Genomic DNA, 26,566 nt, shown 5'->3' with positions numbered 1-26,566 from the left:
GATCCTGTGCCTGAGCATGCGAAAGCGGGCCTATCTTGCCGAGCCTGGGCCTTTGATGCAATGGGGGCGCAGGGCGGGATGCAAATATTCCCGCCCGGCGCCCCTCACAGGGCCATTCCCGGACTAAAAACAGCCACTTATCGCCCCTGTCGCGAGGAAGCCCCCCCCCCCCCCCCCCGACGGGGCGGTCATCCCCTGGCTTGCCGATTCAGGCCCCGGGGTGAGGCCGGTAGTGGATCAGGGGGGCGGGGGCAGGCAGGGTCGGGTGCTGGCGCGCCCAGCGGATGAAGGCATCGGCCAGGGTGATGCCGAGCTCCTGATTGTGCTGGGTCAGGGTGCGGGTGAGGGCGGTATACCCCTCCTTGCCGGAGGCGGTATAGGCGCTGGAGACGCCGCGATAGACTCCTTCCTTCTCCACCGGCTGCCAGTGACCCGGGCTGGACTCCCACTCCAACTGGCGGATGCGCTGCCCCTTGGGCAGCTCGGCCAGGTAGTGAAAGCGCACCCCGGCGGTATAGGGGAAGCTGCCGCTGCCATTGCCTGTCACCCCGTTGTCGGTGGCATTGTCGATGGCGCCTTCCAGGGCCTCTGCCAGTTCATGGCCATGCACCCGATAGAGGGTCAGGGGAATGGCGAAGGGGAGCAGCTGCCCGGCGATGTCCGCCTCGCTGAGGGGGCCGGGCTCGAGGGAGCAGCGCACGCCACCGCCATTGTGCAGGGCGAAATCAACCCGGCCCACCTGCTCGCGGGCCCCTGCCAGCATGGCGGCCGCGACCAGGGGCGCCACCTGGCTGCCGTGGGGCAGCCTGGCGTCCGGGATCCGCTGGTGCAGCAGCGGCTCGGGCAGCCGGGTCACCGTCCTGGCCGCCATCTCCTCGAGGGCGGGGCGATAACGGCGCGCCATGTGACCCTCGATGAGGGGATCCGGCGCGCAGAAATGGAGGTTGGCGGGAGCGGGGCTGGCATAGGGCCAGGGCTGCCAGGGGAACCACTCGATGCGGCCCCGGCCCTGGCTGACCCGGCCCTGCTCATCGAAGTCCAGCTCGCACACCCCCAGGCTCTGGGCGCTGTGGCCCGCGTGGAGAATGGCGACCCGGTTGACCATCAGGGGATAGTCCCCCTCGCTTCGCAGCCCCAGGGGGGCGAGATCGCCGAGCAGGCTGTGGGTGTGGCCGCCGATGATGAGGCTCAGCTCGGGGAAGCGCTCGGCCAGCAGCTTGTCCTGCTCCAGCCCCAGGTGACTGAGCAGTATGATGTGGCGGATGCCGGCGGCGCGGATCTGGCCCAGCTGGCGGGTCAGGGTCTGGCTCACGCCATGAAAACGGGTGTGCTCGTCCGGGTTGGCGATGTCCGCCATCTGGGGCAGTGTGATGCCGAGCAGGGCGAAACGCACGTCACCCAGTGTGCGCACCAGCCAGGGCTGGCTGGCATCATGGAGATGGGGCAGGCCTCGCAGGGGCAGGGGGGTATCGACGGGCTCCTGGCTGCTGTCCAGGTTGGCGGCGAGCACGGGGAAATCAATCTGGCGCAGGAACTCCACCAGGGGGCCGTTGCCCAGATCGAACTCATGGTTGCCGAGCACCATGGCATCGGGGGCGAGCAGGCGCAGCAGATCCGCGTTGGCGCGCCCCTTGAAACGGTTGAAGTAGAGGGAGCCCTGGAAGGTGTCGCCCCCATGGAGCAGCAGGAAAGGGGTGCCGGCTGCGGCCGCCTCGGCCCTGAGCTGACGGACACGGGTCATCAGGCGGGCATAGCCACCGCTCTGGCAGAGCCATTGGGGCTCGCCGGGGGGGCAAAAACGCACCTGGGCACCATCGAAATGGGAGTGACAGTCGCTGAAATGGGCAAGTTGAACCGTCGTACTCATATCGGTCCTCCTTTAGGGGAAAGAAGGCCAAGAGTCTACCTCAGGTACGGGCGGGGATACCAGCCCGGCCCATGGTCGGGCCGGGGAAGGTGTGTCAGGCGGGTACCATGATCTGGGTGGCGATCAGCACCACGGCCAGGCCGACGGCCACCGGCACCGAGGTGCGCTTGACCACCTCGAACGGCGAGAGGTTGGCCATGCCGGAGCAGGCGACCACCACCCCGGAGACCGGGGAGATGGTGCGGCCCAGGTTCGATGCCTGCAGCATGGGGATCACCAGATAGGCGGGATTGATGCCCAGGGAGCTGGCCAGGTTGGGGATCAGCTCCACGAAGGCGTAGAAGGGGGCATTGCCCGATCCCGTGGTGAAGGCGGCCAGGGTGGTGATCACCACCAGGGAGAGCATCATGATGGCGCCGCCGCTGCCCAGATCCTGGGCGTGGGCGAGCAGGGTGTCGATGAAGCCGATGGTCATCAGCCCCTGGGCGAACACGCCGGCGCCCACCAGCAGCATGACCACGCCGGCGAAGGCGTCGGCCATGTTGCGCCAGCACACCTGCAGGCCGTCGAGCAGCCCCTTGCCATCCCTATGGCGGGCCAGCTCCAGCAGGGCACTCAGGGTCAGGCACATGACGATGATGGTGACGATATCGAGCTGGGGGGCCAGCTTGCCGTCGAAGATCAGCACCCCGATGATGGGGGCAAACGGCAATATGGCGTAATAGGCGGGGGCAGTGGTGATGAGATCCCCTGCCGCCACCCGCTCGTTCACCTCGCCGGAGCGCTTGTCCAGAAAACGCTGCCAGAAGAAGTGGGCCACGGCCATGGCGGCGATGGCGGCCAGGGAGATGGGCAGGGTCAGCTTGAAGGCAAAGTCGATGAGCGCCATGTTGGCGGCCTCGGCGGCCATCACCACGTCCCCCGAGGTGGGAGAGAGGATGATGGCGGCCGGGGAGGCGCACACCGCCGCCGCGGCGCCGCAGGAGATCCCCATGTTGACCATCAGCGGGAACAGGGTCGCCATCAGCAAGACCCCGAGGCCGGTGGCCGAGCTCACCGCCAGCGACATGGCGCAGGCCACCAGATAGGCGGCCACCAGCAGCACGTAGGGAGACTTGATGACACCAAGGGGCTTGCTGGCGAGCTTGACCAGCATGGTGTTGGCGCCGATGTGGCTCATGTAGCCGGCGAATCCGCACAGCACCATGATCAGCATGCCCAGGCCGCCGCCCCGGCTGTTGAGCAGGAAGCGCACGTATTCGAAGATGTCGGTCACCACGTTGCCCGTGGTGGGGACGCTCTCTGGCAGCACAGGTTTGCCGAGCAGCGCCGTGATGGCCAGCAGCAGCAGGCCGCCGCCGAGCAGTATGCCGGTGGCCGAATAGCCCTTGAAGATGCAGCGACCCACCATGAGGGTAACCAGGGTGCCAATCGTGAGTTCAACCATATTCAGGATCCTGTGGGTCAAGGGAGAGCCGGTGAGGCTGGCTCGCGCTGCGGTAGCCATTTATGCGATGAATGCTAATGTAACCAGCAAATTGGTCTGCTGATTTGATTAAGGTCAGCAAATCATGGGGTGAAGAGGCGGGGACGCGCGATTGAGCGGCCAGAAGGTGGTCCATGGCACCCCGTCCCTGACCATAGGGCCATGGCGACTTGCGCAGATGCGCGCCGGGTATCATGATGAGACTTGCGCAGGGCGTCAGTTAATTAATATATTGATTATTCATGACATTCACCGGTCAGATGACAACGATAAGGCGGCGTAGAGCACCATGGGCAAGTTGGGTAACCTGGGTTGGGGAGCGAGTCTGCTGTGGGCCGCCGCGGTCGGCGCCGCCCCGACCCATTACGTCGGGGTCAGGATAGAGCCGGATATCCGGGTCGACTTCCAGTTCTACAAGGTGAAGGGGACCAGCATGCAGGCCGCCCTGGCCCAGGCTGCGCGGCTCGGCCCCAAGGGGAGCGTCGGTCAGCAGGGGCTCGGCATGGCCAGCTACCGGCTCGACTGGACCATGCTGGCCTATCCCCTGGCGGGGCGTTGCGACCTCAAGGAGGTCAGGGTCAGGACCCGGATCAAGGTGATGGTGCCCGAGTGGGTCAACAAGTCCAGGGCGAGCGTGGCGGAGCAGCAGAATTGGAACATCATGCTCGGCGCCATGCTCGACTATGAGAGCCGCCACAAGGACATAGTGCAGGAGACCGCCAGCGCCATCGGTTACAAGCTCGCCCAGCTTCCCCCAAGCAATGACTGCGCCGCCCTGCGCCACCAGGGGGATCTGCAGGGACGTGCCCTGCTGGCGCAAGCCAAGTCCCGCTTCGCCCGCCTCGCCGAACAGACGGATCATGGCCGCAGACTGGGGCTGAGCTGGCCGCTCTCCCCCTGAGCAGGGCCCTTGGTCGGCCGAAGAGAGGCAATGCAAGACGCCGCCAGGGGCAAGCCACTGGCGGCGTCTCGTTATGGGGCCTTGGCGTCTCGCGGCTCAACCGACCGGCTTGCCCTTGAGCCATTTGCGCACCCAGTAGCGGGCGGGGTGCAGGGCGGCCAGCAGATCCCAGGCCAGGGGCAAGGGATCGCCGCAGATCTCGCTGGCGAGCAGCTCGCCGCACAGGGGGGCCGAGCAGAGACCCCGGGAGCCCAGGGCCCCCAGCACAAAGAGGCCGGGATAGGTGGCCAGGGTCTGCGCCGGACGCGCCTTGAGCGGCAGCGAGTCCAGCGCGCGCAGGGCGTCGAGCCGGACGATGGGCCCCAGCACCGGCAGATGGTCCCGGCTGGCGCAGCGCACCCCGACGCGGGCCTGGTCGCCGCTCACATCCACCTCGGCAGGCCAGGTCTGCTGCGGCAGGCAGGCTTGCAGCCGCGCCCGGTTCTGGACCTGCTCCTCGGCACTGAATACGAGGCTGCTCTGGTTGCGGCCATAGCTGGCGCCGATGCAGTGCGCCCCGTCGTGGGCCGGGGTGAGGTAGCCATCGTAGCAGAGCACAGTCCTGAGCTGGCTTAACCGCGCCGTGGTCGGCACATGGCTGACTTGGCCGCGCACCGGGTAGAGGGGGAGCTCGGCAAAGGGGAGCAGGGCGGGCAACTGATGCCCGGCCGCCACCACCAGGTTGGGGGCCTGCCAGTGGCGGCCGTCCTGGCTCTCCACCCGCCAGCCGTCCGCCTGTTCGCAAATGGTGCTCACCGGTGCGTGGTACTCAAGCTGCAACAGGCCGCCGGCCTGGGCCTCATCGAGGGCGGCGCGGGTGAGATCCGCCGGGCAGAGCCAGCCGCCGAGGGGGTAGCTGACGCCGTCCACGCCACAGGGCAGACCGGCCATCTGTTCGACCTCAGCAGCTGACATGGAGTGCATCAGCGTGGGGGGGAAGGGGCCCTGGGCCATCTTCGCCAGTTTTTGCGCCGACTTCTGGTCGTAGCCGAGCTGGGTGACGCCGCACAGATCGAAGGCGATGGGGTGGCGTTTGGCCAGGGCCAGCAGCCGGCTTCTGGCAAAGCCAAAGGCGAGGGAATAGAAGCGCGACAGGGCGTCGTGCTCGCCATTGAGCAGGGGATAGAGGGCCCCCTGGCGATTGCCCGAGGCGCCGGTGGCCGGCTCGCCATCCTCGCACAGGAGCCGGACATGGCGGCCCCGCTCCACCAGAGAGAGCGCCGTCATGGCCGAGGCGATGCCGCCGCCGATGATCAGCACCTCGCCGGGACGGCCCGCCGGACGTGGATAGGCGGGCGCCAGGCTGGCATCCGCCTGCTTGTCCTGGCGATGGCCTGCCAGCATCTCCCGCTTGCTGCCATGACCCTTCACCTTGGCCATGCTGAAACCGGCGGCGATGAGGCCCCGGCGCACGAAGCCGGCACAGGTGAAGGTGGCGACGCTGGCGCTGGGGCGGGCGAGACGGGCCAGATGGTCAAACAGCCCCTGGGTCCACATCTCGGGGTTTTTGGCGGGGGAAAAGCCGTCCAGATACCAGGCATCGATCAGGCCATCGGCGGGGCAGGGCCACTGGGGCAAGGCATCCTCGATGTCGCCGAGCCAGAGGTCGAGCCGCACCCGGCCCGCGGCGAACAGCAACCGATGGCAGCCGGCGACCGCCAGCGGCCACTGGGCGATGAGCTCGGCGCTCAAGGGGGCCAGCGCGGGCCAGGCCGCCAGGGCCTTGCCAAGATCGGCCTGGGTGAGGGGGTATTTTTCGACGCTGATGAAGTGCAGACGGGAGCCGTTGCCGTGTTGGGGGGCATGTTCCAGAAAAGCGGCCATTGTGGCGAGAAAGTTAAGGCCGGTGCCAAAACCTGTTTCACCCACCACAAAACTGTCACTGTCGTGGTGGCAGAATCGTGCCGGTAGCCCATTTTGCAGCAAAAAGACGTAGCGGCTTTCACTTAGACCGTTATCATTGGAAAAGTAGACATCCCCGAAGTCGCTGGAAACCGGAGTTCCCGCTTCATTCCAGTCTAATCGGGCATGATGTAAGGATGTTTGACTCACGTTTTCCTCTGCTCGCGTCACCAAATCGCGGGCATTCTACGTGAAAGCAGACCAGTTTGGCAGCCGAAAGCGGGTAGACTTGGCGCCAGTTTTTCCAGACGAGATGAATTAATGAGAAGAGCAGTGATCACCGGTATCGGCGTCATCTCCAGTATCGGCAACAACAAGGAAGAAGTGCTGGCCTCCCTGAAAGCAGGTAAATCCGGCATCACCTATTCCGAGCAGTTTGAACAATACAACCTGCGCAGCCGTGTCTGGGGTAACATCAAACTCGATCCGTCCGAACTGATCGACCGCAAGGTCATGCGCTTCATGGGTGACGCCGCGGCCTACGCCTACCTCTCCATGGAGCAGGCCATCGCTGACGCCGGTCTGCCCGAAGATCAGGTCTCCAACGAGCGTACCGGCATCGTGGTCGGCTCCGGCGGCGCCTCCGGCAAGAACACCTCCGAGTCTGCGGACATCGCCCGTGAAAAGGGCGTCAAGCGGGTAGGGCCCTACATGGTGCCGCGCACCATGTCCTCCACCACTTCCGCCTGCCTGGCCACCCCGTTCAAGATCAAGGGTGTCAACTACACCATCAGCTCCGCCTGCGCCACCTCTGCCCACTGCATCGGTCATGCGCTGGAGCTGATCCAGCTGGGCAAGCAGGACATCGTCTTCGCCGGCGGCGGCGAGGAGCTGGACTGGTCTTCCACCATCCAGTTCGACGCCATGGGCGCGCTCTCCACCAAGTACAACGACACCCCGGAAAAAGCCTCCCGCACCTATGATGCGGATCGCGACGGCTTCGTCATCTCCGGTGGCGGCGGCATCCTGGTGGTCGAGGAGCTGGAACATGCCCTGGCCCGCGGTGCCCACATCTACGCCGAGATCACCGGTTATGGTGCCACCTCCGACGGTTACGACATGGTCGCCCCGAGCGGTGAAGGCGCGGTGCGTTGCATGAAGATGGCGATGCAGGACGTCGGCTCCGTGGACTACATCAACACCCACGGCACCTCCACCCCGGTCGGTGATACCAAGGAGCTGGAAGCCATCCAGACCCTGTTTGGCAGCAATGCGCCCAAGCTCTCCGCCACCAAGGCGATGACCGGTCATGCCCTGGGCGCCGCCGGCGTGCACGAGGCCGTCTACTCCCTGCTGATGATGGAACACGGCTTCATCGCCCCCAGCATCAACATCGAGAACCTGGACGAAAAAGCCGTGGGCCTGCCCATCGTGCGCGAGTACGAAGCCGCCGACCTCAATACCGTCATGTCCAACAGCTTCGGCTTTGGCGGTACCAACGCCTCCCTGGTGTTCAGCAAGTTCAAGGCTTGATGCACCGAGGAAGTGAAAAAAGGCGCCGAAAGGCGCCTTTTTTATTGGCAATCGGGCGACCCTCAGGCGAGGCCAGCCAAAGGCAGGCGCATATAGACGGCGCCCTCCCCATATTCCGCCAGGGATTTTGCGGTGGCAGAGGGGACAAAGCCCTGCTTGCGCCAGAAGGCCGGGGCATCCTGCACCGCCACCAGCCCGGCATGCCGGAACCCCTCATCGCTGGCATAGGCGAGGGCGGTGGCGAGCAGGCGCTGGCCCACCCCCATGCCGCGCGCCTCGGCCGAGACGGCGAGATCGTGCAGATAGAACTCCTGTGCCCCGGCCAGCGCCGTCATGGTGACGGAGAGCGGCGGCGGCTGGTTGGCGCGCCAGGGGTGACAGAGCAGGTAGCCGAGCACCCGGCCCTGGCGCTCTGCAACCCAGCAGCAGTCGGGGGCCAGCTCGGCCTTGTTGCTCATGACACTGAGGGGCTCAGGGGTCAGCTGGTGATAGCACTCGGCCTGAATGGCCATGATCTGGGGCCAATCCTGTGGCGAGATGGAACGGATCTGGATGCTCATGACGTTCGTTTGAATCTTTGTGTCGGCCTGACAGCTTAACCAAGGAAGGGGGCAAAGAGAAGAGGGCTGGGGTTGCCATGACAGGAGGGGCCTTGGCCCCTCGCGATATTAGAGTGCTGGTGCGCCGGCTCAGCCGAGAAATTCGCACAGATAGGCGCTGGGGCTGCTCACCTTGAGGGAGAAGGAGGAGTTGCCGGGCACCTCGAAGGATTGCCCCTGATCGTAGCGTTGCCAGTCGCTGGAGCCGGCCAGCTGTATGGTCAGGCTGCCCTTGACCACCGTCATGCGCTCGGGGGCGCCGGTGTTGAACAGGTAATCCCCGGCGGCCATGACACCCACCGTGGATTGCTCACCATTTTGATCAAAGCCGATGGATTTTACATTTCCGTCAAAATATTCGTTTACTTTCAGCATCTTTCTATCCCTGTTTATGCGGTTACCGGGTCAAGCTAGCACAGAATTCTGTTCATGGGCATAGCAAAATGATGTTTTTTAGGCGTGTTTCTTTTGAATCTTAACTTTATTGCAAACTTATCAATATATCAGCGTCATGAATTAGCGATTCAAAACAGCAGATAAATATGAGATAAATCCGCCCGGCAGGGGAATGAGCAGGAGTTCATTCCCCTGTCTGGCTAATTGCACTGGGAAAGTGTGACATTTATTCGCGAAAGGAACATTTTGTGTTAACTAAAGGACTCATTAAGAACATTGGCTTCCAGGTCGTGGTAGCCATGCTGCTGGGGGCGCTGGTTGGTGTGCTCATGGGCGAGCAAGCCGCCATGTTTGCCCCCCTCGGCAGTCTGTTTATCCAGCTCATCAAGATGCTGGTGATCCCCCTGGTGGCGGTGGCCATCATCTCGGGCGCCGCCAACCTGGGTGCCAGCCCGGCGGCGGGCAAGATAGGGGGCAGCACCCTGCTGTTCTTCCTCGGCACCTCCGCCCTGGCCGTCTTCCTGGCCCTGGTGATGGGACAGGTGTTCCAGCCGGGTGCCGGCGTCGATCTCAGCTCGATGAAATCCCTCTTCTCCGGCGAGTATGCCGACAAGGGTGAACTGCCCGATGCCATCGCCACCCTGCTTGGCATGATCCCGACCAACGTCTTCCAGTCCCTCAACGAGGCGAACATTCTGCAGATCCTGGTGTTCTGCCTGTTCCTCGGCATCGCCCTGGCCAAGCAGCCGGCCGCCCGTGCCAAGCCGCTGGTGGATGGTCTCAACACCCTGGTCGACGCCTTCGTCTGGATGATCAACAAGGTGATGCTGGTGGCGCCGTTCGGTGTCTTTGGTCTGATGGCCGATGCCATCGGTACCTACGGCTTCGATGTGCTCTCCCTGGTGTTCAACCTGTTTGCCGTGTACGTGGCCGCCATCCTGGTGTTCGGCTTCATCGTCTATCCGCTGCTGATCGCCGTCTTCTCCAATACCCCTGTGCTCAAGTACCTGTCGGCCATGAAGAAGGCCCAGGTCGTCGCCTTCTCTACCGCCTCCTCCATGGCCACCCTGCCGGTCACCATGGAAGTGTGCGAGAAGGAGCTGAAAGTCAGCAACAGCACCGCCGCCTTCGTGCTGCCCCTGGGGGCGACCATCAACATGAGCGGCAACGCCATCTATTACGGTCTGGTCGCCATCTTCTTCGCCCAGGTGTTCAACATCGATCTCTCCCTGGGGGCCTGGGTCGCCATCATACTGACCTCCACCCTGGGCGCCATCGGCCAGGCCGGGGTGCCGGGGCCGAGCTTCCTGGTGGTGGCCGTGCTGCTGGCTGCCGGGATCCCCATCGAGGGGCTGCCCCTGCTGTTCGCCCTGGATCGCCTGTTCGACATGATCCGTACCGCCCTCAACATCACCGGGGATGCGGCCTGCGCCATCATAGTGGACAGGTTCAGCCCGGACTACGATGCTGCCCGCTGGCAGAAATAAGCGGGGAGGGGGCAAGGCATAGCGCCCTGCTCACCCAGCCAAGCAAGAGGGGCCGATATGGCCCCTCTTTTTATTTATGGCTTTTTCCGGGGGCATTACGCTTCCCGGGTAGTACGACCGTCCGCCAGCTGGTGCAGCGCCTGCTGGCAGCGCTGCTTGGCGGCATCCAGCTCCAGCAGCACCATCTCTATGTCCTCGAGCTGCTGGTGCAGTGTCTCGCGCTTCTCCTCGATGAGGGAGAGCATGCTGCTCAACTGGGTGCGGCTGCTCTTGTCGGCGTCATAGAGGTCAAATAGCTCGCGAATATCCGCCAGGCTGAATCCCAGCCGCTTGCCGCGCAGGGTCAGCTTGAGGCGCACCCTGTCCTGGCGACTGTAGATGCGGGTCTGCCCCTGGCGGGTGGGGGTGAGCAGCCCCTGATCTTCATAGAAACGGATGCTGCGGGTGGTCACGTCAAACTCTTTGGCGAGCTCACTGATGCTGTAGCTGCGGGTGTCGTCCTGGGAGGGCATCTGGGTATCATCTTGGCTGTCAATCCTGGCTGGCACCTTACCCAAAGCGCCGTCTGCTCGCAAGTGCTTGTCCTTCAAGGCTTGGCGCCTTATGTTACCGATATGTAACCAGGAGAGGCAAAGAGATGGATATCGTCATAGTCGCGGCCAAACGCACCCCCATGGGGGCCTTTCAGGGGGCCCTCGCCACCTTGAGCGCCGCCGAGCTGGGGGCATGTGCCCTGGCCGCCACCCTCGATGAGGTCGGGGTCAGCCCGGGCAGGATCCAGGAGGTGCTGATGGGCAACGTGCTGGCGGCGGGCATGGGGCAGGCGCCGGCGCGCCAGGCGGCGCTGGGGGCCGGCTTGCCGGTGAGCGTGCCTTGCACCACGGTCAACAAGGTGTGTGGCTCGGGCATGAAGGCGGTGATGCTGGCCGCCGACAGCCTGCGTCTGGGGCAGGGGGAGATGATGCTGGCGGGGGGCATGGAGAGCATGAGCCGGGCCCCCTACCTGCTGGACAAGGCGCGGGGCGGCTATCGCATGGGGCACCAGCAGATCCAGGACAGCCTCTTTCTCGATGGTCTGCAAGATGCCTACGATGGCCAGCTGATGGGGGTCCATGCCCAGGCGAGTGCCGACAGGGCCCAGATCAGCCGGGCCGGGATGGATGCCTTCGCCATGGAGTCGCTGGCGCGGGCATTGCGGGCGCAGCGAGAAGGACGTTTCGCCGCCGAGCTGACCGAGGTGCGCCAGGGAGACAGGGTGCTGCTGGCCGAGGATGAGCAACCCGGCAAGGCCCGCATGGAGAAGATCCCCACCCTCAGGCCCGCCTTTCGCCCCGATGGCACCATCACGGCGGCCAACAGCAGCTCCATCTCGGATGGCGCCGCGGCCCTGCTGCTGATGCGTGAAGAGACGGCCCTGGCCGAAGGCCTGGTGCCGCTGGCGCGGATCCGGGGCTATGTGAGCCACGCCGGCGTGCCCGCCGAGTTTGTCTCGGCCCCGGTGGCCGCCATCAACCGCCTGCTGGCGAGCCTGGGCTGGCGCAGCGACCAGGTGGATCTCTATGAGGTGAACGAGGCCTTCGCCATGGTGAGCATGCTGGCGATGACGGGGTGCGCCATTCCGGCGGAGCGGCTCAACGTCCATGGCGGTGCCTGTGCCCTGGGACACCCCCTCGGGGCGAGCGGGGCCCGGATCCTGGTGACCCTGGTCCATGCCTTGCGGGCCCATGGCCTGAGGCGGGGGGTGGCGGCTCTGTGCATCGGGGGCGGCGAGGCCACGGCCCTGGCGCTGGAGCTGATCTAGGCCTGATCCATGGCGTTGATCTGCTCGTTGACCCAGGCGGTGGCGCTCAGATAGAGCTGACTGACCTTCTCTTCATTCAGGCCCAGGCGGGCGGTGTGCATCGCCACCCTGGGCCAGTTCGCCGCCTCGTAATCCTCGCAAAACGTCAGATAGAAGCCGAGCTTGCCCTCTCTCGCCAGCAGGGCCCGGCGGATCTCGTCCGTGATGGGCACGCTGCCGAGCAGGGTCACCATGGGCTGCTCCATCAAGACATCGAGCAGGGAGAAGAGGCCGACGATGAAGGCCTGCTGACTCTGGGCTGTGGAGGCATGGGCCAGGGCCAGCAGTTCGCAGAAGCGGGCCCGGATCAGGGACATCTGGTAGAGCTCGGCGCTCTTGCCCTGGCCGGCACCGCTGGTGGCGACCAGGGTGACGAAGCGCCTGAGCTGGGTGTGGCCCAGGTAGATCGCCGCCTGGCGGAAGGAGGAGATGGGCTTGCTGCGCCCCTTGAGGTTGTTGACATAGCGCAGCAGCTTGAGGGAGAGGGAGACATCCTGGCCGAGCAGCTGCTCGATGCGCACCAGGTTGGGCTCGGACTGGTTCACCTCGTTGAGCAGCTGGATCACCACCATCTGGGCCGGCTGCATGGTGGCCCGCTTGACCATCTCGGGGCGACTGAAGAAGAAGCCCTGAAACAGGCTGATGCCCAGGGCCTGGGTCTGCTCGAACTCCTGCTTGCTCTCCACCTTCTCGGCCAGGTAGGTGAGGCGCAGGTGGTGATGACGCTGGATGAAGGAGGCTATCTGGGGCAGGGGGCTCAGGCGCAGGTCGAACTTGATGATGTGGATCCAGGGCAGGAATCGCTCCCAGGCCGAGGACATGGTGAAATCGTCCAGGGCCAGGCGATAGCCGAGCTGGTGCAGCTCCCGGACCTTGGCCAGCAGGGCATCGTCCGGGAGGGCATCCTCGAGGATCTCGATCACCACCTGTCTGGGAGGCAGGCACTCCGCCAGCCCCTCCAGCAGCACATCGTGGGGAAAGTTGATGAAGCAGGGGCGACCGCCCAGCAACTGGTCGATGTTCTGCTGCAAGAACTGTTCGACCACCAGGCGGGAGGTGGCCTGCCGGGAAGAGATGGAGGGGAAGACATTCTCCAGGCTATCGCGAAACAGCAGCTCATAGGCGTGAGTTTGCAGGCTGCTGTCGAGTATGGGTTGCCTGGCCACGTAGGAATACATGTCGTGCTCCGTGATGAAGGTTGGCTTGATAGTATGGCGAAGGGAGCCACTGTGCCAGCCCACCGGAGCGGCCGGGGGAAATTACCCGCTGTCGATCGTCGCCGGGTGGTCAGCGTTCGGCCACTATCCCGTCCCGGGCCGATGGATGAGTGCATCGTGCCTGCACAGGTTTGCCATCGGGAGATGGGGGTGACGACGATGGCTGACATCCGCGCAGAGGGGGATCCACGGGAGCTGCCCGGCGCATCCGGATCGCCAACTGGCTGCCGGCCATCCAACGGGAGAGGGGCGGAAAGAGGGGAGGGCAGGCGGGCCAACATCGGGCTCACCGTCTGAGAAAAGCATCGATGTGTGTACCACAGCCGCAAGCGGGGTGGGCGGTACAAAAAAGGCGCCCGCAGGCGCCCTCTCGTTGACTCGGTGGTCAGAACTGCATGTTGAACTGGGCGGCGGCCAGGAAGGCGTCACCGTGGGAGGTGCCCTGCCAGCGCAGTTGGCTGTTATGGTCGGGTACGCCCTCGTTGACCTTCACCTCTTTGCCATCGATATAGGTCATGCCGAAATCGACGCTCATGTCCGGATTGATGTGATAGGTGGCGCCGGCACTGTACCAGACCCGGTCGGAATCCGGGATGCTCAGGCTGCGGTATTCGGCCTCGATGGGGGTCCTGTCATAGGCCAATCCGACGCGGGCTTCCCAGGACGGGTTGACGTACCAGGTGCCACCGATGGAGTAACGGAAGGCATCCTTGAATTTCTCATCTTTTTGCAGACAGACGCCGGCCCCTGCGGCGCTGACGCAGCTGTCGCTGGTGGCGTTGAGCTCCTGGAAGGTGCTCCATTCGGTCCAGTTGACCGAATAGTGCACCGCAAAGCGCGGATCCAGACGGTGGTAACCGGCAAACTCGGCCTGGGCCGGCAAGTCGAGGGGGAGCTTGCCATCCACCTTCTGCATGCGCGACGAGGTTCCCTGATAATCCCCCTCGAAGGTGATGTCGACCTGGGAGCGATAGGTCAGGGCGAAGCGGTGATCTTCGTTCACTTCATACATGGCACCCAGGTTCCAGCCCCAGCCCCAGTCATCCCCCTTCAGGTGGGCGAGCTTGGTGTCCGGGCTGACCTGGGTGCCCAGCTGCTGGCTGACCGCAGGGGCCAGGACACCGGCGCGGCGGTTCAGCTCCGCCTTGGCATAGACCAGGTTCAGACCCGCCCCCAGACTCCACTGGGAGTCGACGCGGTAGGCGATGTTGGGGTTGAGGTTGATGGTCGTCAGCTCGGTGTTGCCCGCGATGGCGCCGCCGGAGTAGTTGTCCGAATACTCGGTGGAGAGGCCGTAGTTGGAGAACATGGCCAGGCCCCAGGCCCACTGCTCGTTGATGGGCTGAATGAAGTAGGCGGCCGGCACGAAGGCATCCGGGGCAATGTTGTCTTCGCTGGAGTCATAGGCACCGGCAATCTTGCCGTCCACGTCCACGTCCGGGTGGATGTAGCTGCCGGCGACCGAGATCGCCATCTTGTCAAAGCGAGTCATGGCGGCCGGGTTGCGGGCCAGCACGGCGGCGTTGTCGGCGATCGCGGCTTCACCGGCGAAGGCGCGGCCCAGGCCTGAGGCAGAGTGTTCGTTGAGCTGGAAAGCTGCAGCGAAGGTTTGGGTGCTGACCAGGGTGATGGCAGCGGCAATCAGGCTCTTCTTGAAAAAGGCAGTCGTCATGGTGTTCTCTCTTTATTTGGCAGATTTTTTGCCGCGCTATCCCGGCGTAATCGCCGCAAAAGCTGACAAGATCTGTTGTTATGTTTGCATCTTCCCTATCATTTCTGGCGTGATTCTATGGATCTGGTAGGAGGTAAGAAATCAGACCAGTGGGAGCAGAATACATAAAAGTTTCTATTGTGTTAATTATTTGTTTGCGGTTGGCGGCAAAATGACCGAAATGAGGCCCTGTTGTTCATTTAGTCATCGAGGTGGTGGCGGATCGACAGAGAAATAATTTGGCTTTTATGGGGGGAATGGCGGCGAATGGGACGGAAACCTGCGCAGAAAAGGGAAGATGCCCAGGGCCCAAAATGGCCCCGGGCATGATGAGGCTGGGTGAACAGGCGCTAGATGGACCAGTGCAAGCGGGACGCGATCTGCCTGGAGAGGGGATCAAGCGGTTCCTCCATCGCGCCGATCAACACCAGGTTGGCCCCCTTGAGGGGGATCACCTCTCCCTTGAGCCGGCCATCATCGAATCGTGGGTCCAGGCGCAGGGGCACATGCTTGGGCACCATGAAGAGGGTGACGGGCCCCATCTTGCCCTGCAGCACCATGTGCAGCGCGGGTCCCTGATAGAAGGCGCAGTGATTGACATAGGTGATCCTGGCCATGTCCTGCATGTTCATCAGGGTGGCGCCGTACTTCTCCATCTTGGCGTTGATGGTCTGGAGCGACACCTGCTCGTCGACCCCTGTGATGAAGGGCTCCTCCCCATAGACGTGAGCCAGCGCCACCTGGGCCAGAGAGGCCTGCGCTGGCGGGCTGCTCGGCCAGGGCAGCCAGCGGGTGCTGACCCCGATCAGGAAGGCGACCGAGGCGGCGATGGCCAGGGGCTTCCAGCCCGATGCCCGGGGCGCCGGGGGGCGGCTTGGCGGCGACTCGGCACCGATGGCCTGCCTGAGCAGCAGCCGCTCGGCGAGCCCGGGCGGCACTTCCACCTGCATCCCCTTGCTGAGCTTGTGATCGAACTGTTTCATCTCCTCGAGCCACTTGCGGTTGGCGGGGGACGCCTTGGCCATGTCGGTGAAGGCGTCCTGGGTATCATGAGGATCGATGACAGCCCGGCGGCGAAACTCCAGCTCATCCATTACCCTGTCCTCTCTGTTGTGCGGTTGACGCCATGGCCTCTCGGATCTGGTTGCGTGCCCGAAACAGCCGGGTCATCACCGTGTTCTTGTTCAGGCCCAGCTGCTGGGCTATCTCTTCGCCGCTAAAGCCGCCGACGACTTGCAGCAGCAGGGGTTCCTGGTACTCCTGCGGCAATCTGGCGATGTGGCGGCGCAGCCACTCGTGCTCCATCTCCTGCTCGCTGTGCAGCGCCTCGTCATCGCTTTGGGGAAACTCGTCCAGATCGATGAGATCGAAGCGCTTGCGCTCGAAGCGGCGGGCATTCTCCCGCCGCAGTATGGTGATGAGCCAGGGCTTGGCCGCCTTGTCGTCGACCAGGCTATCGATCGCCCGCCAGGCGCGCAGGTAGGTCTCCTGCACCAGATCTTCTGCTACATGGGGATCCCGGCACAGCCAGTAGGCGTAGCGATAGATGTCCCCATGGAGGGCATGGACCAGGGCTTCATATTTTTTCTGTTTGTCTGCCATACCCTCATTGACCGGGGATGGCGCCGGTTCCTTCCCCGTTTTCTTGCGAAACAGCGAAAACCCCATCACTGAGTCTCCTTGTGGTGATCCCTGTGGCGATAAGTGCCGTCCAACCAAGCGACTCGTCTGAGCAAGCCGGCGACCCCCCTCGTCTCATAGGCGCACAGGCCAAGGGCGAGGGGGGCGCCGTCAAAGTGAGTCAGTGTACCAAAGCAGGCCGCCTGCAGGGTATCGAGGGCGGCCGCCATCGGTGCCGAGACGGGGATCTCCCCTGGCCAAAGGATGGCAGGGGACAGAGACTCGGGCCAGCGTCTGTGGCGCCAGTGCCGCAGGGCCCGGCGACTGCCCTCGGCATCGCCCCGCCGCAGGGCCTGTTGCAGGCGATAGAAGGCGAGCCAGCGACCCAGGCGAGGGCGACAGGGAATCAGCAGGAGGGGCAGCAGGGCCCAGATGAGCAGAGGGATGCGGGTGACGGAGGAGGATGGCGAGGCCGTCGTGCTCGCGGGAGCGGGGGTGAAGCTCAGCCGCTGGCCGGGCAGGATCAGCTGCTCGATGCGCCCATTTTGGGTGTTGAGCCAGGGCAGGCGGATCTCGGGCAGCAGATAGTCGCCGGGCTGGGTGGCGCGCAGGGCCTGGCGCCACTCCCGCTCGTACAGCAGCCGGCCATTGGCGAGGAAGCGTTCGCGGCGCTGGCTGCCGTCGCCCTGCACCCTGAGCCCGGCCACGTGCACCTCGGGCAGGCTCACCTGGCTGCCATCCCCGTCCTCCAGGCGCAGGCGAAGGGTCCGGATGATGGGCTCGCCCAGGGTGGCCTGGCGGCGGGTGAACTGCTGGTTGAGGGTGAGGCGGCGCGCCACCAGGGGCAGGGGGGCCTCATCCACATGCAGGGAGAGGGGGGCGGCCCGCCCGGCCAGGGTCTGGGACTGGTTTCCCAGCAGATAGCTGGCCTGCAACCTGGGGGCGGTCAGGGTGACATCCCCGGCCCTCCTGGCCTGGAGCAGCCAGCGGCGGATCAGCTCCCCGGGCTCGCCGGCGCGGGCACCGGGGCGCCACTCATCCTCCCCGAGGCGGCGTATGGTGACGTCCGGGTGCGCGAGCTCCTCCAGCGCAGGCTGGCGGATCTGATCGGGCAGCGTGATGTGCAGGGCATAGACGAAGGGCTGACCCGGGTAGAGGGGCCCCTCATGGCTGAGGCTGGCCCGCTGGATCACCCTGGGGGGAGGCGGCGCCGTGTCCGCCTCTCTTGCGGGGAAGGGGGGCAGGGGGATGGACCAGCTGGCGAGGCGCAGGGGGGACAGGGGCGCGGGCTGGCCGTGGAGCGGGATCAGCCAGCGGGTCGAGGGGCCATCCTCGCCCATGCCTTGCTGCAGGGAGACTCGCCCCACCGCGAACTGGCGCAGCAAGGGGGTGATGACCAGGGCCCCGGCGGGCCAGCGTCCCGGCGCCTCTATGATCAGCCGCCACTCATCGGGCCGCTCCGTGGCCAGGATCTCGGCCCTGGGGGGCTGGGATGCCTGGTGCGAGGGCGCCATGACCCCGTCGCCCTGGCGCCCGCTCTGCCCCGGGAGGGAGGCCTGATCCCGCAGATCGTTCCCCAGGGCGGGACTGGCTGCCGCTAGCGCCACCAGCATCCACGCCAGCCAAGGGCGGCTAAGGTGACGATGGGCCCGGCTCATCCCGAGTCCTCTGGGCGGGCCAGCAGACCCCGGCGCAGCGCCTCCTTGCGCAGCCGCTCCTTGAGCAGGATGACGGGGGGCGCCGGATCCGCCGCCCCCGGGGGGCTGGCCTTGGTCTCGCCCGGGGAGGGGGCCCCGCCCATGGGGGGCGGGGCGCTGCGTTCGAGCAGGGTCAGGTTGTAGCGGGCGTCCTGATGGGCCGGATCCTGGGCCAGGCAGGCGAGGTAGGCGAGCCTGGCCTCCTCGAGGCGCCCAAGCTGCACCAGGGCATTGCCGCGATTGTAGTGGGCGGTGGGGCCTGACTGCTCCCCATAGGCGGCCAGGGCCCGCTCGAAGTCGCCGGCTCGGTACCAGGCATTGCCGCGCCAGATCGGGTCTTGAAACAGCCGCGCCGCCTTGAGGTAGTCGCCGTCGCCATAGGCCTGCAGCGCCGGGGCCGGGTCGTATTGGGCGGCCTGGAGCGGCGCCTGGGGCGGCAGGCAGAGCAGCAACGCCAGCCAGAGGGCGCCGCGCCGGGCCAGCAGGCAGAGCAGCAGCAGGGGCAGCAGCAGCCAGGGGCCGAGCTCCTGGCGCCCGGCGGGATCCGGCGCCAGATCCGTCGGCAGGGGGGCAAAGGTGGGCAGGCCCTCACCCAGGAGGTGCAACTGGCCGCCGAGGCGGCGGGCGAGCCCGGTCATCAGGGCAAGATCCGGCGGCGGCAGGCTGGCCCGTCCCAGGGCCAGGGCCAGCTCGCCGCCGAGGGGAACCTGGGCCTGGGTCGCCGCGAGCAGGATATCGAGGCGGGGGGCCCCGGGTTGGCGCAGGCATTGCCAGCGCCCCTGACAGGGCCAGAGCGAGGCAATCTCCTCGGCCTGGCGCGCCGTCAGGCCGTCGCTTACCAGCAGCAGACGCGCCCGCTGGCCCGGCGGGATCTGGGCCAGCCCCAGGGCCAGGGCGCGACCAGGGTTGGAGCCTTGCAGCGGCATGATGTCGGGGCGCACGTCCGGCAGCAGGCGGGCGATCGCCTCCCGATCGCGGGTGGCGGGCATGGCGAGATAGGCATCCGCGGCAAACAGGATGAGGGCGATGCGTCGCCCCTGGCTCTGGGCCAGCAGATCCTGGAGCAGCAGGCGCGCCCGGGTGGCGCGATCCGGCGCCAGATCCGGCGCCGCCATGGAGCGGGAGAGATCCAGCAGCCAGATATCCAGGGGCGGGGCGGCCCGGCTCCCTTGTCCCTGCTCCAGCACGGGGCCGCAGAGGGCCAGGATGGCGGGCAGGGCCGCCCACCAGCGCCAGGGCACGGCGGCGCGTCCCCGCGGCAACAGATAGCGGCGCATCAGGGGGCTGAGCAGGGGGGCTTGCCGGCGCTGTCGCCAGCCGAGCCAAAGCCAGGGCAGCAGGGCGAGCAGCCACCAGGGGCGCAGCAGCATGAGCTCCATCAGGGTCGCCGCCATGGGCTGGCCGCCGCCATCAGCCCAGGCAGCATGAGCAGCAGGAGCGAGAGGGCCAGGGGCCAGGGGTAGAGTTCGGTCACGGGCCGGTAGCTGTGCAGCGGCCTGGCTCCGGGCGCCAGGGTATCGAGGGCCCGGTTCATGGCGACGAGATCGCCCTGGGTGCGGGCGCGAAAATAGCGGCCCTGGCCGATGGTCGCCAACTGGGTGAGCAGGGGCTCGTCGAGCTCGGCGCTGGGGTCGGGTTGGGCCGGGGTCAGCACCTGGCTGCCGGGATCGGCGCCGACCCCCAGGGTGAAGAGGGTGATGCCTTCGGCCCGGGCGGCCCTGGCCTGGGCGAGGGGATCGGCGCTGCCGGCGGTGTTGCGGCCATCCGTGACGAGCAGCAGGGCCGTCTCCCGGGCCGGATCCCGGTGGCGGCGGGCCAGGGCGATGGCCTCGCCGAGCGCCGTGGTGCGGCCGACCAGGTCGAAATCCAGCTCGTCACTCAGGGTCAGCAGTGCCTGGGTCTCTTCGCTCAAGGGAGCGAGCAGGTAGGCGTGATCGGCGAAGACGATGAGGCCAATCCTGTCCCCCCGACGCGCCAGGATCAGCTCCTTCACCTGCTGGCGCACCGCCGTCAGCCGGTCTTGCTGCTGGCTGCCATCGAACATGTCCGGGGTGCGCATGCTGTCGGAGAGATCCACCGCCAGCAGCAGGTCCCGGCTGCCCTGGTATTGGATGATGGGCTCGCCCACCAGCTGGGGGCGGCACAGGGCCAGGATCAGGGCGCACCACAGCAGGATCCCGTACCAGAGGGGCAGGCCCCCCTGGGGCCCCAGCAGGGGGAAGCCGTCGTGGTGCAGGCGGTGCCGGCGCAGGGGCGGCAGGGAGCGCACCAGCAGGGGCAGCACCAGGGCGAGGGCGAACCAGGGCCAGGCCAGGCTCATGGGGCCGCCCTTCCCGCCAGCAGGCGGCCGAGCAGCAGGCGGCGTCCCAGGCGCAGGTAATCGTCATAGAGGGCGCGGCGCTGGGCCAGGCTCGGTTGCTGGCCGCCATAGAGCCAGTCATCCCACTGGGGATGCCAGCGGCGAAAATCGGTCTGGCCCTGCTGGTCGAGCCAGCCGAGCCAGGGCTCTCCTCGCAGGGATCGGCAATGGGGCCAGCGGGCCAGGCTCTCCTGGCGCAGCCGATCATGCAGCCGATCCAGCCAGAGGGCCGGATCCCCTTCATCCGGCGGGCTCAGGGCCCGGCACCATCCCCGGTAGCGCCACAGCCGCCGCCCCAACCAGGCGACGAGGATGAGGGCCGCCAGGGTCAGGGCCAATAGCAGCAGGGCGTGGAGGCGGGGATCCAGCCACGCCTCCAGCAGCGGGGGGCCGGGGTGGATGTCGCGGATCTGGCGGGCCAGGGTGGCGGCCTGACTCATGGCGTCTCCCACTGGGCCTGCAGGGACTGGCTGCCATCGAGCAGGGTCAGGCGCCGCACCAGGGGCAGCAGCCGGGCCTGGCAGAGGGCGTGCTGCCGGGCGGCCGCCTCCCGGTAGCGACGGCCAAAAGAGGGGCTGATGGCATCGAGCCAGCCGGGGCCCTGCCGGCTCGTCACCGGCAGCCGCTCCTGGCCCCAGATCCCGGCTTCCAGGGGATCGCGGATCTGCCAGTAGTCGATGGGGTGGGCCCTGGCGAGGGCGGTGAGGCCCTGGCAGAGGGGATCCGAGGGGGCTTGATGATCGCCAATCAGGGTGAGCCGGGCGCCGGCGGGGAGGCGGGTGCGCAGCAGGGTCACGGCCTCGGCCAGGGTCGTGGGCAGGGGGGTACGGGCCAGCCCGGCGTGGTAGTGCCGGCAGATCTGGTATAGCAGGGGCAAGGGAGGGCCCTTGTGGTTCAGGATCTGCGGCGTGAGACCATGGATCTGCAGGGTCTGGGGGTGGCGGGCCCCCTGCCAGAGCAGGGCGGCGGCCAGCTCGCAGGCGAGCCTGGCCTTGAGCCTGTCGCCCGAGCCGAAATAGAGGGCCGGGGAGAGATCGAGCAGCAGCCAGTGGTGCTGCTCCTGCTCCTCTTCATAGAGGCGGGTGACGGGGCGGCCGATCCGGGCCGTCACCCGCCAGTCGATGTGGCGCACCTCGTCGCCGGCCTGATAGGGGCGCAGCTCGCGAAAGTCGAGACCCGGCTGGCGGCGACGGACGCCGCCCTGGGCGGGGCCGTGGCGGCGTGGCCGCGGCAGGGGGGCCAGCAGCCGGGTGGCGATGAGGTCGGCGAGGGGCAGTTGCAGCTCGGGGGGCCAGGGGCTGGCCGGCTCCCCTGTGGCCTCGCTCCCGGGTCTGGCGCCACTCAGGGGCATGGCACCCACTCCAGCAGGCGCTGGATGATGGCGTCCGTGCCGATCCCCTCGGCCTGGGCCTGGTAGCTTGGCAACAGGCGATGACGCAGCACCGCCGGGGCCAGCAGCTGGATGTCGTCGGGCAGCACATAGTCCCGTCCGGCCAGCCAGGCGCGGGCCCGGGCGGCGCGGGCCAGTCCCAGGGTGGCCCTGGGGCTGGCGCCAAAGGCTATCAGGGGGGCGAGCTCGGGGGCGATGCCGCTGCCGGGGCGGGTGGCGCAGGTAAGCTGCACCAGGTAGTGGGCCAATCTGGGCTGCATCATCACCTTCAGTACGGCATCGCGGGCTCCTTGCAGGGTCTGGGGAGCGATGAGGCAGGGGCAGGGGGGGATGGTCTCTCCCTGCTCCCCCAGCTGCAGGATGGCGAGTTCCAGGGCCGGGCCCGGGTAGCCGACCTCCAGCTTGAACAGGAAGCGATCGAGCTGGGCCTCGGGCAGGGGGTAGGTCCCTTCCTGCTCTATCGGGTTTTGCGTGGCCGCCACCATAAAGAGGCCCGGCAGGCGCCAGCTCTTCTTGCCCACGGTGATCTGGCGCTCGGCCATGGCCTCGAGCAGGGCGGATTGCACCTTGGCCGGTGCGCGGTTGATCTCGTCTGCCAGCACCAGGTGGTTGAAAAGCGGGCCCGGCTGGAACTGAAAGCTGGCATCCTGGGGGTGGAACACCTCGCTGCCGGTGAGATCGGCGGGCAGCAGATCCGGGGTGAACTGGATGCGGGCGAAACGCCCCTCGATGGCACTGGCCAGCACCTTGACCGCCCGGGTCTTGGCGAGGCCGGGGGCGCCCTCGATCAACACATGGCCTTCACATAACAGGGCGATGAGCAGGCCGTCGATGAGTTCGCCCTGCCCCAGGATCTGGCTGGCAATGTGGTCGCGTACTTGTCGAAATTCGGCCAAGGCCATGGGATAAACCTATTGTTTTAATAGAAGTTGATCTTTTTATACTCCAGATGACCGCCAGGTGCGAGAACCGAGTCTGTCCGCCGCGGATTTAGTTTCAATCAGCTGTATGAAACTTGTGAGTGGATTGTTAAGATGTGGCGCGATGAGGTCTGACCTCTTCCCATTGACCCAAGGAGCCAGGATGAAACAGCCTTTACAACTGACGACTCGCCAGGGCGAACGGATTGCCGTCGTGGCGGGGCTGCGAACCCCCTTTGCCAAGCAGGCCACCGCCTTTCACGGCGTGCCCGCGGTGGATCTCGGCAAGCTGGTGGTGAGCGAGATGCTCGCCCGCACGGATCTCGATCCCACCCTCATCGATCAGCTGGTGTTCGGCCAGGTGGTGCAGATGCCGGAAGCACCAAACATCGCCCGCGAGATAGTGCTCGGCACCGGCATGAGCGTTCACACCGACGCCTACAGCGTGTCACGCGCCTGTGCCACCAGTTTCCAGGCGGTGGCCAATGTCACCGAATCCATCATGGCCGGCACGGTGGACATCGCCATCGCCGGCGGGGCAGACTCCTCCTCCGTGCTGCCCATCGGGGTGAGCAAGAAACTGGCCCGCGCCCTGGTGGATCTCAACAAGGCGCGCACCTTTGCGCAAAAATTTGCCATCTTGCGCCGACTCGGCGCCCGGGATCTGCTGCCGGTGCCGCCGGCGGTGGCCGAGTACTCCACCGGCCTCTCCATGGGCCAGACCGCCGAGCAGATGGCCAAGAGCCACCAGATCAGCCGCGAGGCGCAAGATGCCCTGGCCCACCGCTCCCACACCCTGGCGGCAGAAGCCTGGGCGCAGGGCAAGCTCAGCGGCGAGGTGTTCACCGCCCATGTGCCCCCCTACAAGTTGCCGCTCGAGCGGGACAACAACATCCGCGAGGGCTCGGATCTGGCGAGCTACGCCAAGCTCAAACCGGTGTTTGACCGGGTCCATGGTTCGGTCACCGCCGCCAACGCCACCCCGCTCACCGACGGCGCCGCCGCCGTGCTGCTGATGCGGGAAGGGCGAGCAAAAGAGCTGGGGCTGGAGCCGCTCGGCTATATTCGCAGCTTCGCCTTCTCCGCCATCGACGTGTGGCAGGACATGCTGATGGGGCCCTCCTATGCGACCCCCATCGCCCTGGATCGGGCCGGGATCACCCTGGCCGATCTGACCCTCATCGACATGCACGAGGCCTTCGCCGCCCAGACCCTGGCCAACATCAAGATGTTTGCCAGCCCGGAATTTGCCCGGGACAAGCTGGGTCGTGACGGCGCCATCGGCGAGATCGACATGGACAAGTTCAACGTGCTGGGGGGCTCATTGGCCTATGGTCACCCCTTCGCCGCGACCGGCGCGCGCATGATCACCCAGACGCTCCATGAGCTGCGCCGCCGGGGTGGCGGATTGGGACTCAACACCGCCTGTGCGGCGGGTGGACTGGGTGTGGCCATGGTGTTGGAGGTGGAATGATGAACGCGCACACTTTTTCTCTGGATATTCGCAAAGACGGCATCGGCATCCTCACCATGGATGTGCCCGGTGAGAGCATGAACACCCTCAAGGCGGCCTTCGCCAACGAGATCCGCACCGTGCTGGCCCAGGTGCGGGCCAACAAGGATCTGATCGGTCTGGTGATCGTCTCCGGCAAGCAGGACTCCTTCATCGCCGGGGCCGATATCAGCATGCTGGATGCCTGCACCAGCGCCCAGGATGCCCAGATCCTGTCACGGGAAGGGCAGGAGGTGTTCGCCGAGATCGAGCAGCTCAGCATTCCCGTGATCGCCGCCATCCACGGCCCCTGCCTCGGCGGGGGGCTGGAGCTGGCGCTCGCCTGTCATGGCCGGGTCGCGAGTGACCATGGCAAGACGGTGCTGGGGGTGCCCGAGGTGCAGCTCGGCCTGTTGCCGGGATCCGGTGGCACCCAGCGTCTGCCGCGCCTCATCGGGGTGGCCAAGGCGCTGGATCTGATGCTGACCGGCAAGCAGGTGCGGCCCAAGCAGGCGGGCAAACTGGGGCTGGTGGACGAGGTGGTGCCCCCATCCATCCTGCTCGAGGCCGCCATCAAGCTGGCCCACAAGGGCAAGCCCCGTCACACCCTGAAGCGGGATCTGCAGGGCAAGCTGCTGGAGACCAGCGGGGTGGGGCGCAAGGTGCTGTTCGATCAGGCCCGCAAGGGGGTCATGGCCAAGACCCGTGGCAACTATCCGGCGCCGGAGCGGATCCTGGACGTGGTGCGCATCGGCATGGAGGAGGGGATCCAGGCCGGCCTTGCCGCCGAATCCCGCCACTTTGGCGAGCTGGTGATGACGGCGGAATCCGCCGCCCTGCGCTCCCTCTTCTTCGCCACCACCCAGATGAAGAAGGAGGTGAACTATCAGGGCGCCGAGCCGCGCAAGGTGAGCCATGCCGCCGTGCTGGGGGGCGGCCTGATGGGGGGCGGCATCGCCTATGTCACCGCCACCAAGGCGGGGGTGCCGGTGCGGATCAAGGACGTAGGGAGCGCCGGGATCGGCAACGCCATGCGCTACAGCCATGATCTGCTGGCCAAGAAGCTCAAGCGCCGCCAGATCCTGCGCAGCGAGCTGGAAAAGCAGATGAGCCGACTGACCGGCACCCTGGACTACTCCGGTTTCCACCGGGTGGACTTGGTGGTGGAGGCGGTGTTCGAGGATATCAATCTCAAGCACCAGATGGTGCAGGACGTGGAGCGCGAGTGCGGCGAGCACACGGTGTTTGCCTCCAACACCTCCTCCCTGCCCATTCACCGGATTGCGCAAGGGGCCGCCCGCCCGGACAAGATAGTGGGTCTGCACTACTTCAGCCCGGTGGACAAGATGCCGCTGGCTGAGATCATTCCCCATGCCGGCACCAGCGCCGAGACGGTGGCCACCACCCTGGCCTTCGCCCGGGCCCAGGGCAAGACCCCCATCGTGGTCAAGGACGAGGCCGGTTTCTATGTGAACCGCATCCTGGCTCCCTACATGAACGAGGCGGCGCGCCTGGTGCTGGAAGGGGAGCCGGTGGAGGTGCTCGATGGCGCCTTGCAGGACTTCGGCTTCCCGGTCGGCCCCATCACCTTGCTCGACGAGGTGGGGATCGACGTGGGGGCCAAGATCTCCCCCATCCTCGAGCAGGAGCTGGGGGGCGAGCAGTTCCAGGCGCCCAAGGCGTTTGACAAGCTGCTGCAAGACGATCGCAAGGGGCGCAAGAACGGCAAGGGCTTCTACCTTTACGGCAAGGCGGCGCCCCGCAACCGCCTCACCGGCAAGGAAGGCAGGAAGACGGTGGACGAGAGCGTCTATGCCCTGCTCGGGGTCAAGCCCCAGGCCAGACTCGCCAAGCGGGAGCTGGTGGAGCGCTGCGTGCTGCTGATGCTCAACGAGGCGGCCATGGCGCTCGATGGCGGCGTGGTGGCCTCGGCCCGGGATGGCGACATAGGCGCCATCTTCGGCATCGGCTTCCCCCCCTTCCTCGGCGGCCCGTTCCGTTACATGGACACCTTGGGCATTGGTGAACTGGTGGCGCGTCTCGAGCACTACCAGCAGCGCCTGGGTGAGCGCTACGCCCCCTGTGCCAGGCTCAAGGCGATGGCGGCAGAGGGGCTGAGCTTCTACTGAGCCGGCGCCATGTCATGATGATCTGCAGAGGCGGCCCCGGG

General features: G+C 66.2%; 22 protein-coding genes. 6 read left to right on the top strand and 16 right to left on the bottom strand.

Annotated features, from left to right (window positions below):
• Positions 1-208 precede the first annotated feature (208 nt).
• Complete coding sequence (locus tag ACW5W4_RS09250) at positions 209-1,867, bottom strand: bifunctional metallophosphatase/5'-nucleotidase (RefSeq protein ID WP_456689180.1); 1,659 nt, start codon at positions 1,865-1,867, stop codon at positions 209-211.
• 94 nt (positions 1,868-1,961) lie between these two features.
• On the bottom strand, positions 1,962-3,314 hold the full coding sequence (dcuC, locus tag ACW5W4_RS09245) for an anaerobic C4-dicarboxylate transporter DcuC (protein WP_456689179.1): 1,353 nt from the start codon (positions 3,312-3,314) through the stop codon (positions 1,962-1,964).
• 328 nt (positions 3,315-3,642) lie between these two features.
• Here dcuC and ACW5W4_RS09240 point away from each other — a divergent pair, with 328 nt between their 5' ends.
• Complete coding sequence (locus ACW5W4_RS09240) at positions 3,643-4,254, top strand: DUF922 domain-containing protein (RefSeq protein ID WP_427262665.1); 612 nt, start codon at positions 3,643-3,645, stop codon at positions 4,252-4,254.
• 96 nt (positions 4,255-4,350) lie between these two features.
• On the opposite strand, the gene mnmC is transcribed toward ACW5W4_RS09240, so the two are convergent.
• Positions 4,351-6,366, bottom strand: a complete 2,016-nt coding sequence (mnmC, locus tag ACW5W4_RS09235) for a bifunctional tRNA (5-methylaminomethyl-2-thiouridine)(34)-methyltransferase MnmD/FAD-dependent 5-carboxymethylaminomethyl-2-thiouridine(34) oxidoreductase MnmC (RefSeq protein ID WP_456689178.1) — start codon at positions 6,364-6,366, stop codon at positions 4,351-4,353.
• A gap of 90 nt (positions 6,367-6,456) precedes the next feature.
• On the opposite strand from mnmC, the gene fabB reads away from it, so the two are divergent.
• Entirely contained in the window at positions 6,457-7,668 is a 1,212-nt protein-coding gene (gene fabB, locus ACW5W4_RS09230) for a beta-ketoacyl-ACP synthase I (RefSeq protein ID WP_025326730.1), read from the top strand.
• Between the two features lie 62 nt (positions 7,669-7,730).
• Here fabB and ACW5W4_RS09225 read toward each other — a convergent pair whose 3' ends face one another.
• Both ACW5W4_RS09225 and ppnP read right to left on the bottom strand, forming a co-directional pair.
• Positions 7,731-8,228 carry a GNAT family N-acetyltransferase gene (locus ACW5W4_RS09225; RefSeq protein ID WP_456689177.1) on the bottom strand — a complete coding sequence of 166 codons (498 nt, stop codon included), beginning with the start codon at positions 8,226-8,228 and terminating at the stop codon, positions 7,731-7,733.
• A 129-nt stretch (positions 8,229-8,357) separates the two neighbouring features.
• Entirely contained in the window at positions 8,358-8,642 is a 285-nt protein-coding gene (gene ppnP / locus ACW5W4_RS09220; RefSeq protein WP_041994066.1) for a pyrimidine/purine nucleoside phosphorylase, read from the bottom strand.
• Positions 8,643-8,911: 269 nt separating this feature from the next.
• On the opposite strand from ppnP, the gene ACW5W4_RS09215 reads away from it, so the two are divergent.
• On the top strand, positions 8,912-10,150 hold the full coding sequence (locus tag ACW5W4_RS09215) for a dicarboxylate/amino acid:cation symporter (RefSeq protein ID WP_041994063.1): 1,239 nt from the start codon (positions 8,912-8,914) through the stop codon (positions 10,148-10,150).
• 95 nt (positions 10,151-10,245) lie between these two features.
• Here the strand turns inward: ACW5W4_RS09215 and ACW5W4_RS09210 are convergent, their stop codons facing one another.
• A complete protein-coding gene (locus ACW5W4_RS09210) occupies positions 10,246-10,662 on the bottom strand; it encodes a MerR family transcriptional regulator (protein WP_427262669.1) in 417 nt (138 codons plus the stop codon).
• A gap of 125 nt (positions 10,663-10,787) precedes the next feature.
• Between ACW5W4_RS09210 and ACW5W4_RS09205 the strand changes: the two genes are divergently transcribed.
• Complete coding sequence (locus ACW5W4_RS09205; protein WP_456689176.1) at positions 10,788-11,951, top strand: thiolase family protein; 1,164 nt, start codon at positions 10,788-10,790, stop codon at positions 11,949-11,951.
• Here the strand turns inward: ACW5W4_RS09205 and ACW5W4_RS09200 are convergent.
• From ACW5W4_RS09200 to ACW5W4_RS09155, 10 genes are all read right to left on the bottom strand, one after another.
• Positions 11,948-13,168: an EAL and HDOD domain-containing protein gene (locus tag ACW5W4_RS09200; RefSeq protein WP_456689175.1), complete on the bottom strand. Its 1,221-nt coding sequence runs from the start codon at positions 13,166-13,168 to the stop codon at positions 11,948-11,950. The genes ACW5W4_RS09205 and ACW5W4_RS09200 overlap by 4 nt on opposite strands.
• 424 nt (positions 13,169-13,592) lie before the next feature.
• A complete protein-coding gene (locus ACW5W4_RS09195) occupies positions 13,593-14,879 on the bottom strand; it encodes an outer membrane protein transport protein (protein WP_456689174.1) in 1,287 nt (428 codons plus the stop codon).
• 389 nt (positions 14,880-15,268) lie between these two features.
• Positions 15,269-16,012 carry a DUF3379 domain-containing protein gene (locus tag ACW5W4_RS09190; RefSeq protein ID WP_456689173.1) on the bottom strand — a complete coding sequence of 248 codons (744 nt, stop codon included), beginning with the start codon at positions 16,010-16,012 and terminating at the stop codon, positions 15,269-15,271.
• Complete coding sequence (locus ACW5W4_RS09185) at positions 16,005-16,586, bottom strand: sigma-70 family RNA polymerase sigma factor (protein WP_427262700.1); 582 nt, start codon at positions 16,584-16,586, stop codon at positions 16,005-16,007. Before ACW5W4_RS09185 ends, ACW5W4_RS09190 begins: the two co-directional genes overlap by 8 nt.
• Positions 16,586-18,196: a BatD family protein gene (locus ACW5W4_RS09180; protein WP_456689172.1), complete on the bottom strand. Its 1,611-nt coding sequence runs from the start codon at positions 18,194-18,196 to the stop codon at positions 16,586-16,588. The genes ACW5W4_RS09185 and ACW5W4_RS09180 overlap by 1 nt, the downstream gene beginning before the upstream one ends.
• Complete coding sequence (locus ACW5W4_RS09175) at positions 18,193-19,614, bottom strand: VWA domain-containing protein (RefSeq protein WP_456689219.1); 1,422 nt, start codon at positions 19,612-19,614, stop codon at positions 18,193-18,195. The genes ACW5W4_RS09180 and ACW5W4_RS09175 overlap by 4 nt, the downstream gene beginning before the upstream one ends.
• Entirely contained in the window at positions 19,614-20,555 is a 942-nt protein-coding gene (locus ACW5W4_RS09170; RefSeq protein WP_456689171.1) for a VWA domain-containing protein, read from the bottom strand. Before ACW5W4_RS09170 ends, ACW5W4_RS09175 begins: the two co-directional genes overlap by 1 nt.
• Complete coding sequence (locus ACW5W4_RS09165) at positions 20,552-21,034, bottom strand: DUF4381 family protein (protein WP_456689170.1); 483 nt, start codon at positions 21,032-21,034, stop codon at positions 20,552-20,554. Before ACW5W4_RS09165 ends, ACW5W4_RS09170 begins: the two co-directional genes overlap by 4 nt.
• Complete coding sequence (locus ACW5W4_RS09160; RefSeq protein WP_456689169.1) at positions 21,031-21,945, bottom strand: DUF58 domain-containing protein; 915 nt, start codon at positions 21,943-21,945, stop codon at positions 21,031-21,033. Before ACW5W4_RS09160 ends, ACW5W4_RS09165 begins: the two co-directional genes overlap by 4 nt.
• The gene (locus tag ACW5W4_RS09155; protein WP_456689168.1) at positions 21,936-22,886 is read right to left on the bottom strand and encodes an AAA family ATPase; all 951 of its coding nucleotides are present in this window, start codon (positions 22,884-22,886) and stop codon (positions 21,936-21,938) included. The genes ACW5W4_RS09160 and ACW5W4_RS09155 overlap by 10 nt, the downstream gene beginning before the upstream one ends.
• A gap of 181 nt (positions 22,887-23,067) precedes the next feature.
• On the opposite strand from ACW5W4_RS09155, the gene fadI reads away from it, so the two are divergent.
• Complete coding sequence (fadI, locus tag ACW5W4_RS09150; protein ID WP_456689167.1) at positions 23,068-24,378, top strand: acetyl-CoA C-acyltransferase FadI; 1,311 nt, start codon at positions 23,068-23,070, stop codon at positions 24,376-24,378.
• Complete coding sequence (gene fadJ / locus ACW5W4_RS09145; RefSeq protein WP_456689218.1) at positions 24,378-26,525, top strand: fatty acid oxidation complex subunit alpha FadJ; 2,148 nt, start codon at positions 24,378-24,380, stop codon at positions 26,523-26,525. The genes fadI and fadJ overlap by 1 nt, the downstream gene beginning before the upstream one ends.
• The last annotated feature ends 41 nt before the right edge of the window (positions 26,526-26,566 follow it).

It is taken from the genome of Aeromonas crassostreae, assembly GCF_054052445.1.
This window is presented reverse-complemented; position numbering and strand designations above follow the sequence as displayed.

Bases quoted from the DNA above. Each gene is read 5' to 3' on its own strand.
- ACW5W4_RS09250 (WP_456689180.1), bottom strand. From the start codon at position 1,867: ATGAGTACGACGGTTCAACTTGCCCATTTCAGCGACTGTCACTCCCAT.
- dcuC (WP_456689179.1), bottom strand. From the start codon at position 3,314: ATGGTTGAACTCACGATTGGCACCCTGGTTACCCTCATGGTGGGTCGC.
- ACW5W4_RS09240 (WP_427262665.1), top strand. From the start codon at position 3,643: ATGGGCAAGTTGGGTAACCTGGGTTGGGGAGCGAGTCTGCTGTGGGCC.
- fabB (WP_025326730.1), top strand. From the start codon at position 6,457: ATGAGAAGAGCAGTGATCACCGGTATCGGCGTCATCTCCAGTATCGGC.
- ACW5W4_RS09225 (WP_456689177.1), bottom strand. From the start codon at position 8,228: ATGAGCATCCAGATCCGTTCCATCTCGCCACAGGATTGGCCCCAGATC.
- ppnP (WP_041994066.1), bottom strand. From the start codon at position 8,642: ATGCTGAAAGTAAACGAATATTTTGACGGAAATGTAAAATCCATCGGC.
- ACW5W4_RS09210 (WP_427262669.1), bottom strand. From the start codon at position 10,662: ATGCCCTCCCAGGACGACACCCGCAGCTACAGCATCAGTGAGCTCGCC.
- ACW5W4_RS09205 (WP_456689176.1), top strand. From the start codon at position 10,788: ATGGATATCGTCATAGTCGCGGCCAAACGCACCCCCATGGGGGCCTTT.
- ACW5W4_RS09200 (WP_456689175.1), bottom strand. From the start codon at position 13,168: ATGTATTCCTACGTGGCCAGGCAACCCATACTCGACAGCAGCCTGCAA.
- ACW5W4_RS09195 (WP_456689174.1), bottom strand. From the start codon at position 14,879: ATGACGACTGCCTTTTTCAAGAAGAGCCTGATTGCCGCTGCCATCACC.
- ACW5W4_RS09190 (WP_456689173.1), bottom strand. From the start codon at position 16,012: ATGGATGAGCTGGAGTTTCGCCGCCGGGCTGTCATCGATCCTCATGAT.
- ACW5W4_RS09185 (WP_427262700.1), bottom strand. From the start codon at position 16,586: ATGGGGTTTTCGCTGTTTCGCAAGAAAACGGGGAAGGAACCGGCGCCA.
- ACW5W4_RS09180 (WP_456689172.1), bottom strand. From the start codon at position 18,196: ATGAGCCGGGCCCATCGTCACCTTAGCCGCCCTTGGCTGGCGTGGATG.
- ACW5W4_RS09175 (WP_456689219.1), bottom strand. From the start codon at position 19,614: ATGGAGCTCATGCTGCTGCGCCCCTGGTGGCTGCTCGCCCTGCTGCCC.
- ACW5W4_RS09170 (WP_456689171.1), bottom strand. From the start codon at position 20,555: ATGAGCCTGGCCTGGCCCTGGTTCGCCCTCGCCCTGGTGCTGCCCCTG.
- ACW5W4_RS09165 (WP_456689170.1), bottom strand. From the start codon at position 21,034: ATGAGTCAGGCCGCCACCCTGGCCCGCCAGATCCGCGACATCCACCCC.
- ACW5W4_RS09160 (WP_456689169.1), bottom strand. From the start codon at position 21,945: ATGCCCCTGAGTGGCGCCAGACCCGGGAGCGAGGCCACAGGGGAGCCG.
- ACW5W4_RS09155 (WP_456689168.1), bottom strand. From the start codon at position 22,886: ATGGCCTTGGCCGAATTTCGACAAGTACGCGACCACATTGCCAGCCAG.
- fadI (WP_456689167.1), top strand. From the start codon at position 23,068: ATGAAACAGCCTTTACAACTGACGACTCGCCAGGGCGAACGGATTGCC.
- fadJ (WP_456689218.1), top strand. From the start codon at position 24,378: ATGAACGCGCACACTTTTTCTCTGGATATTCGCAAAGACGGCATCGGC.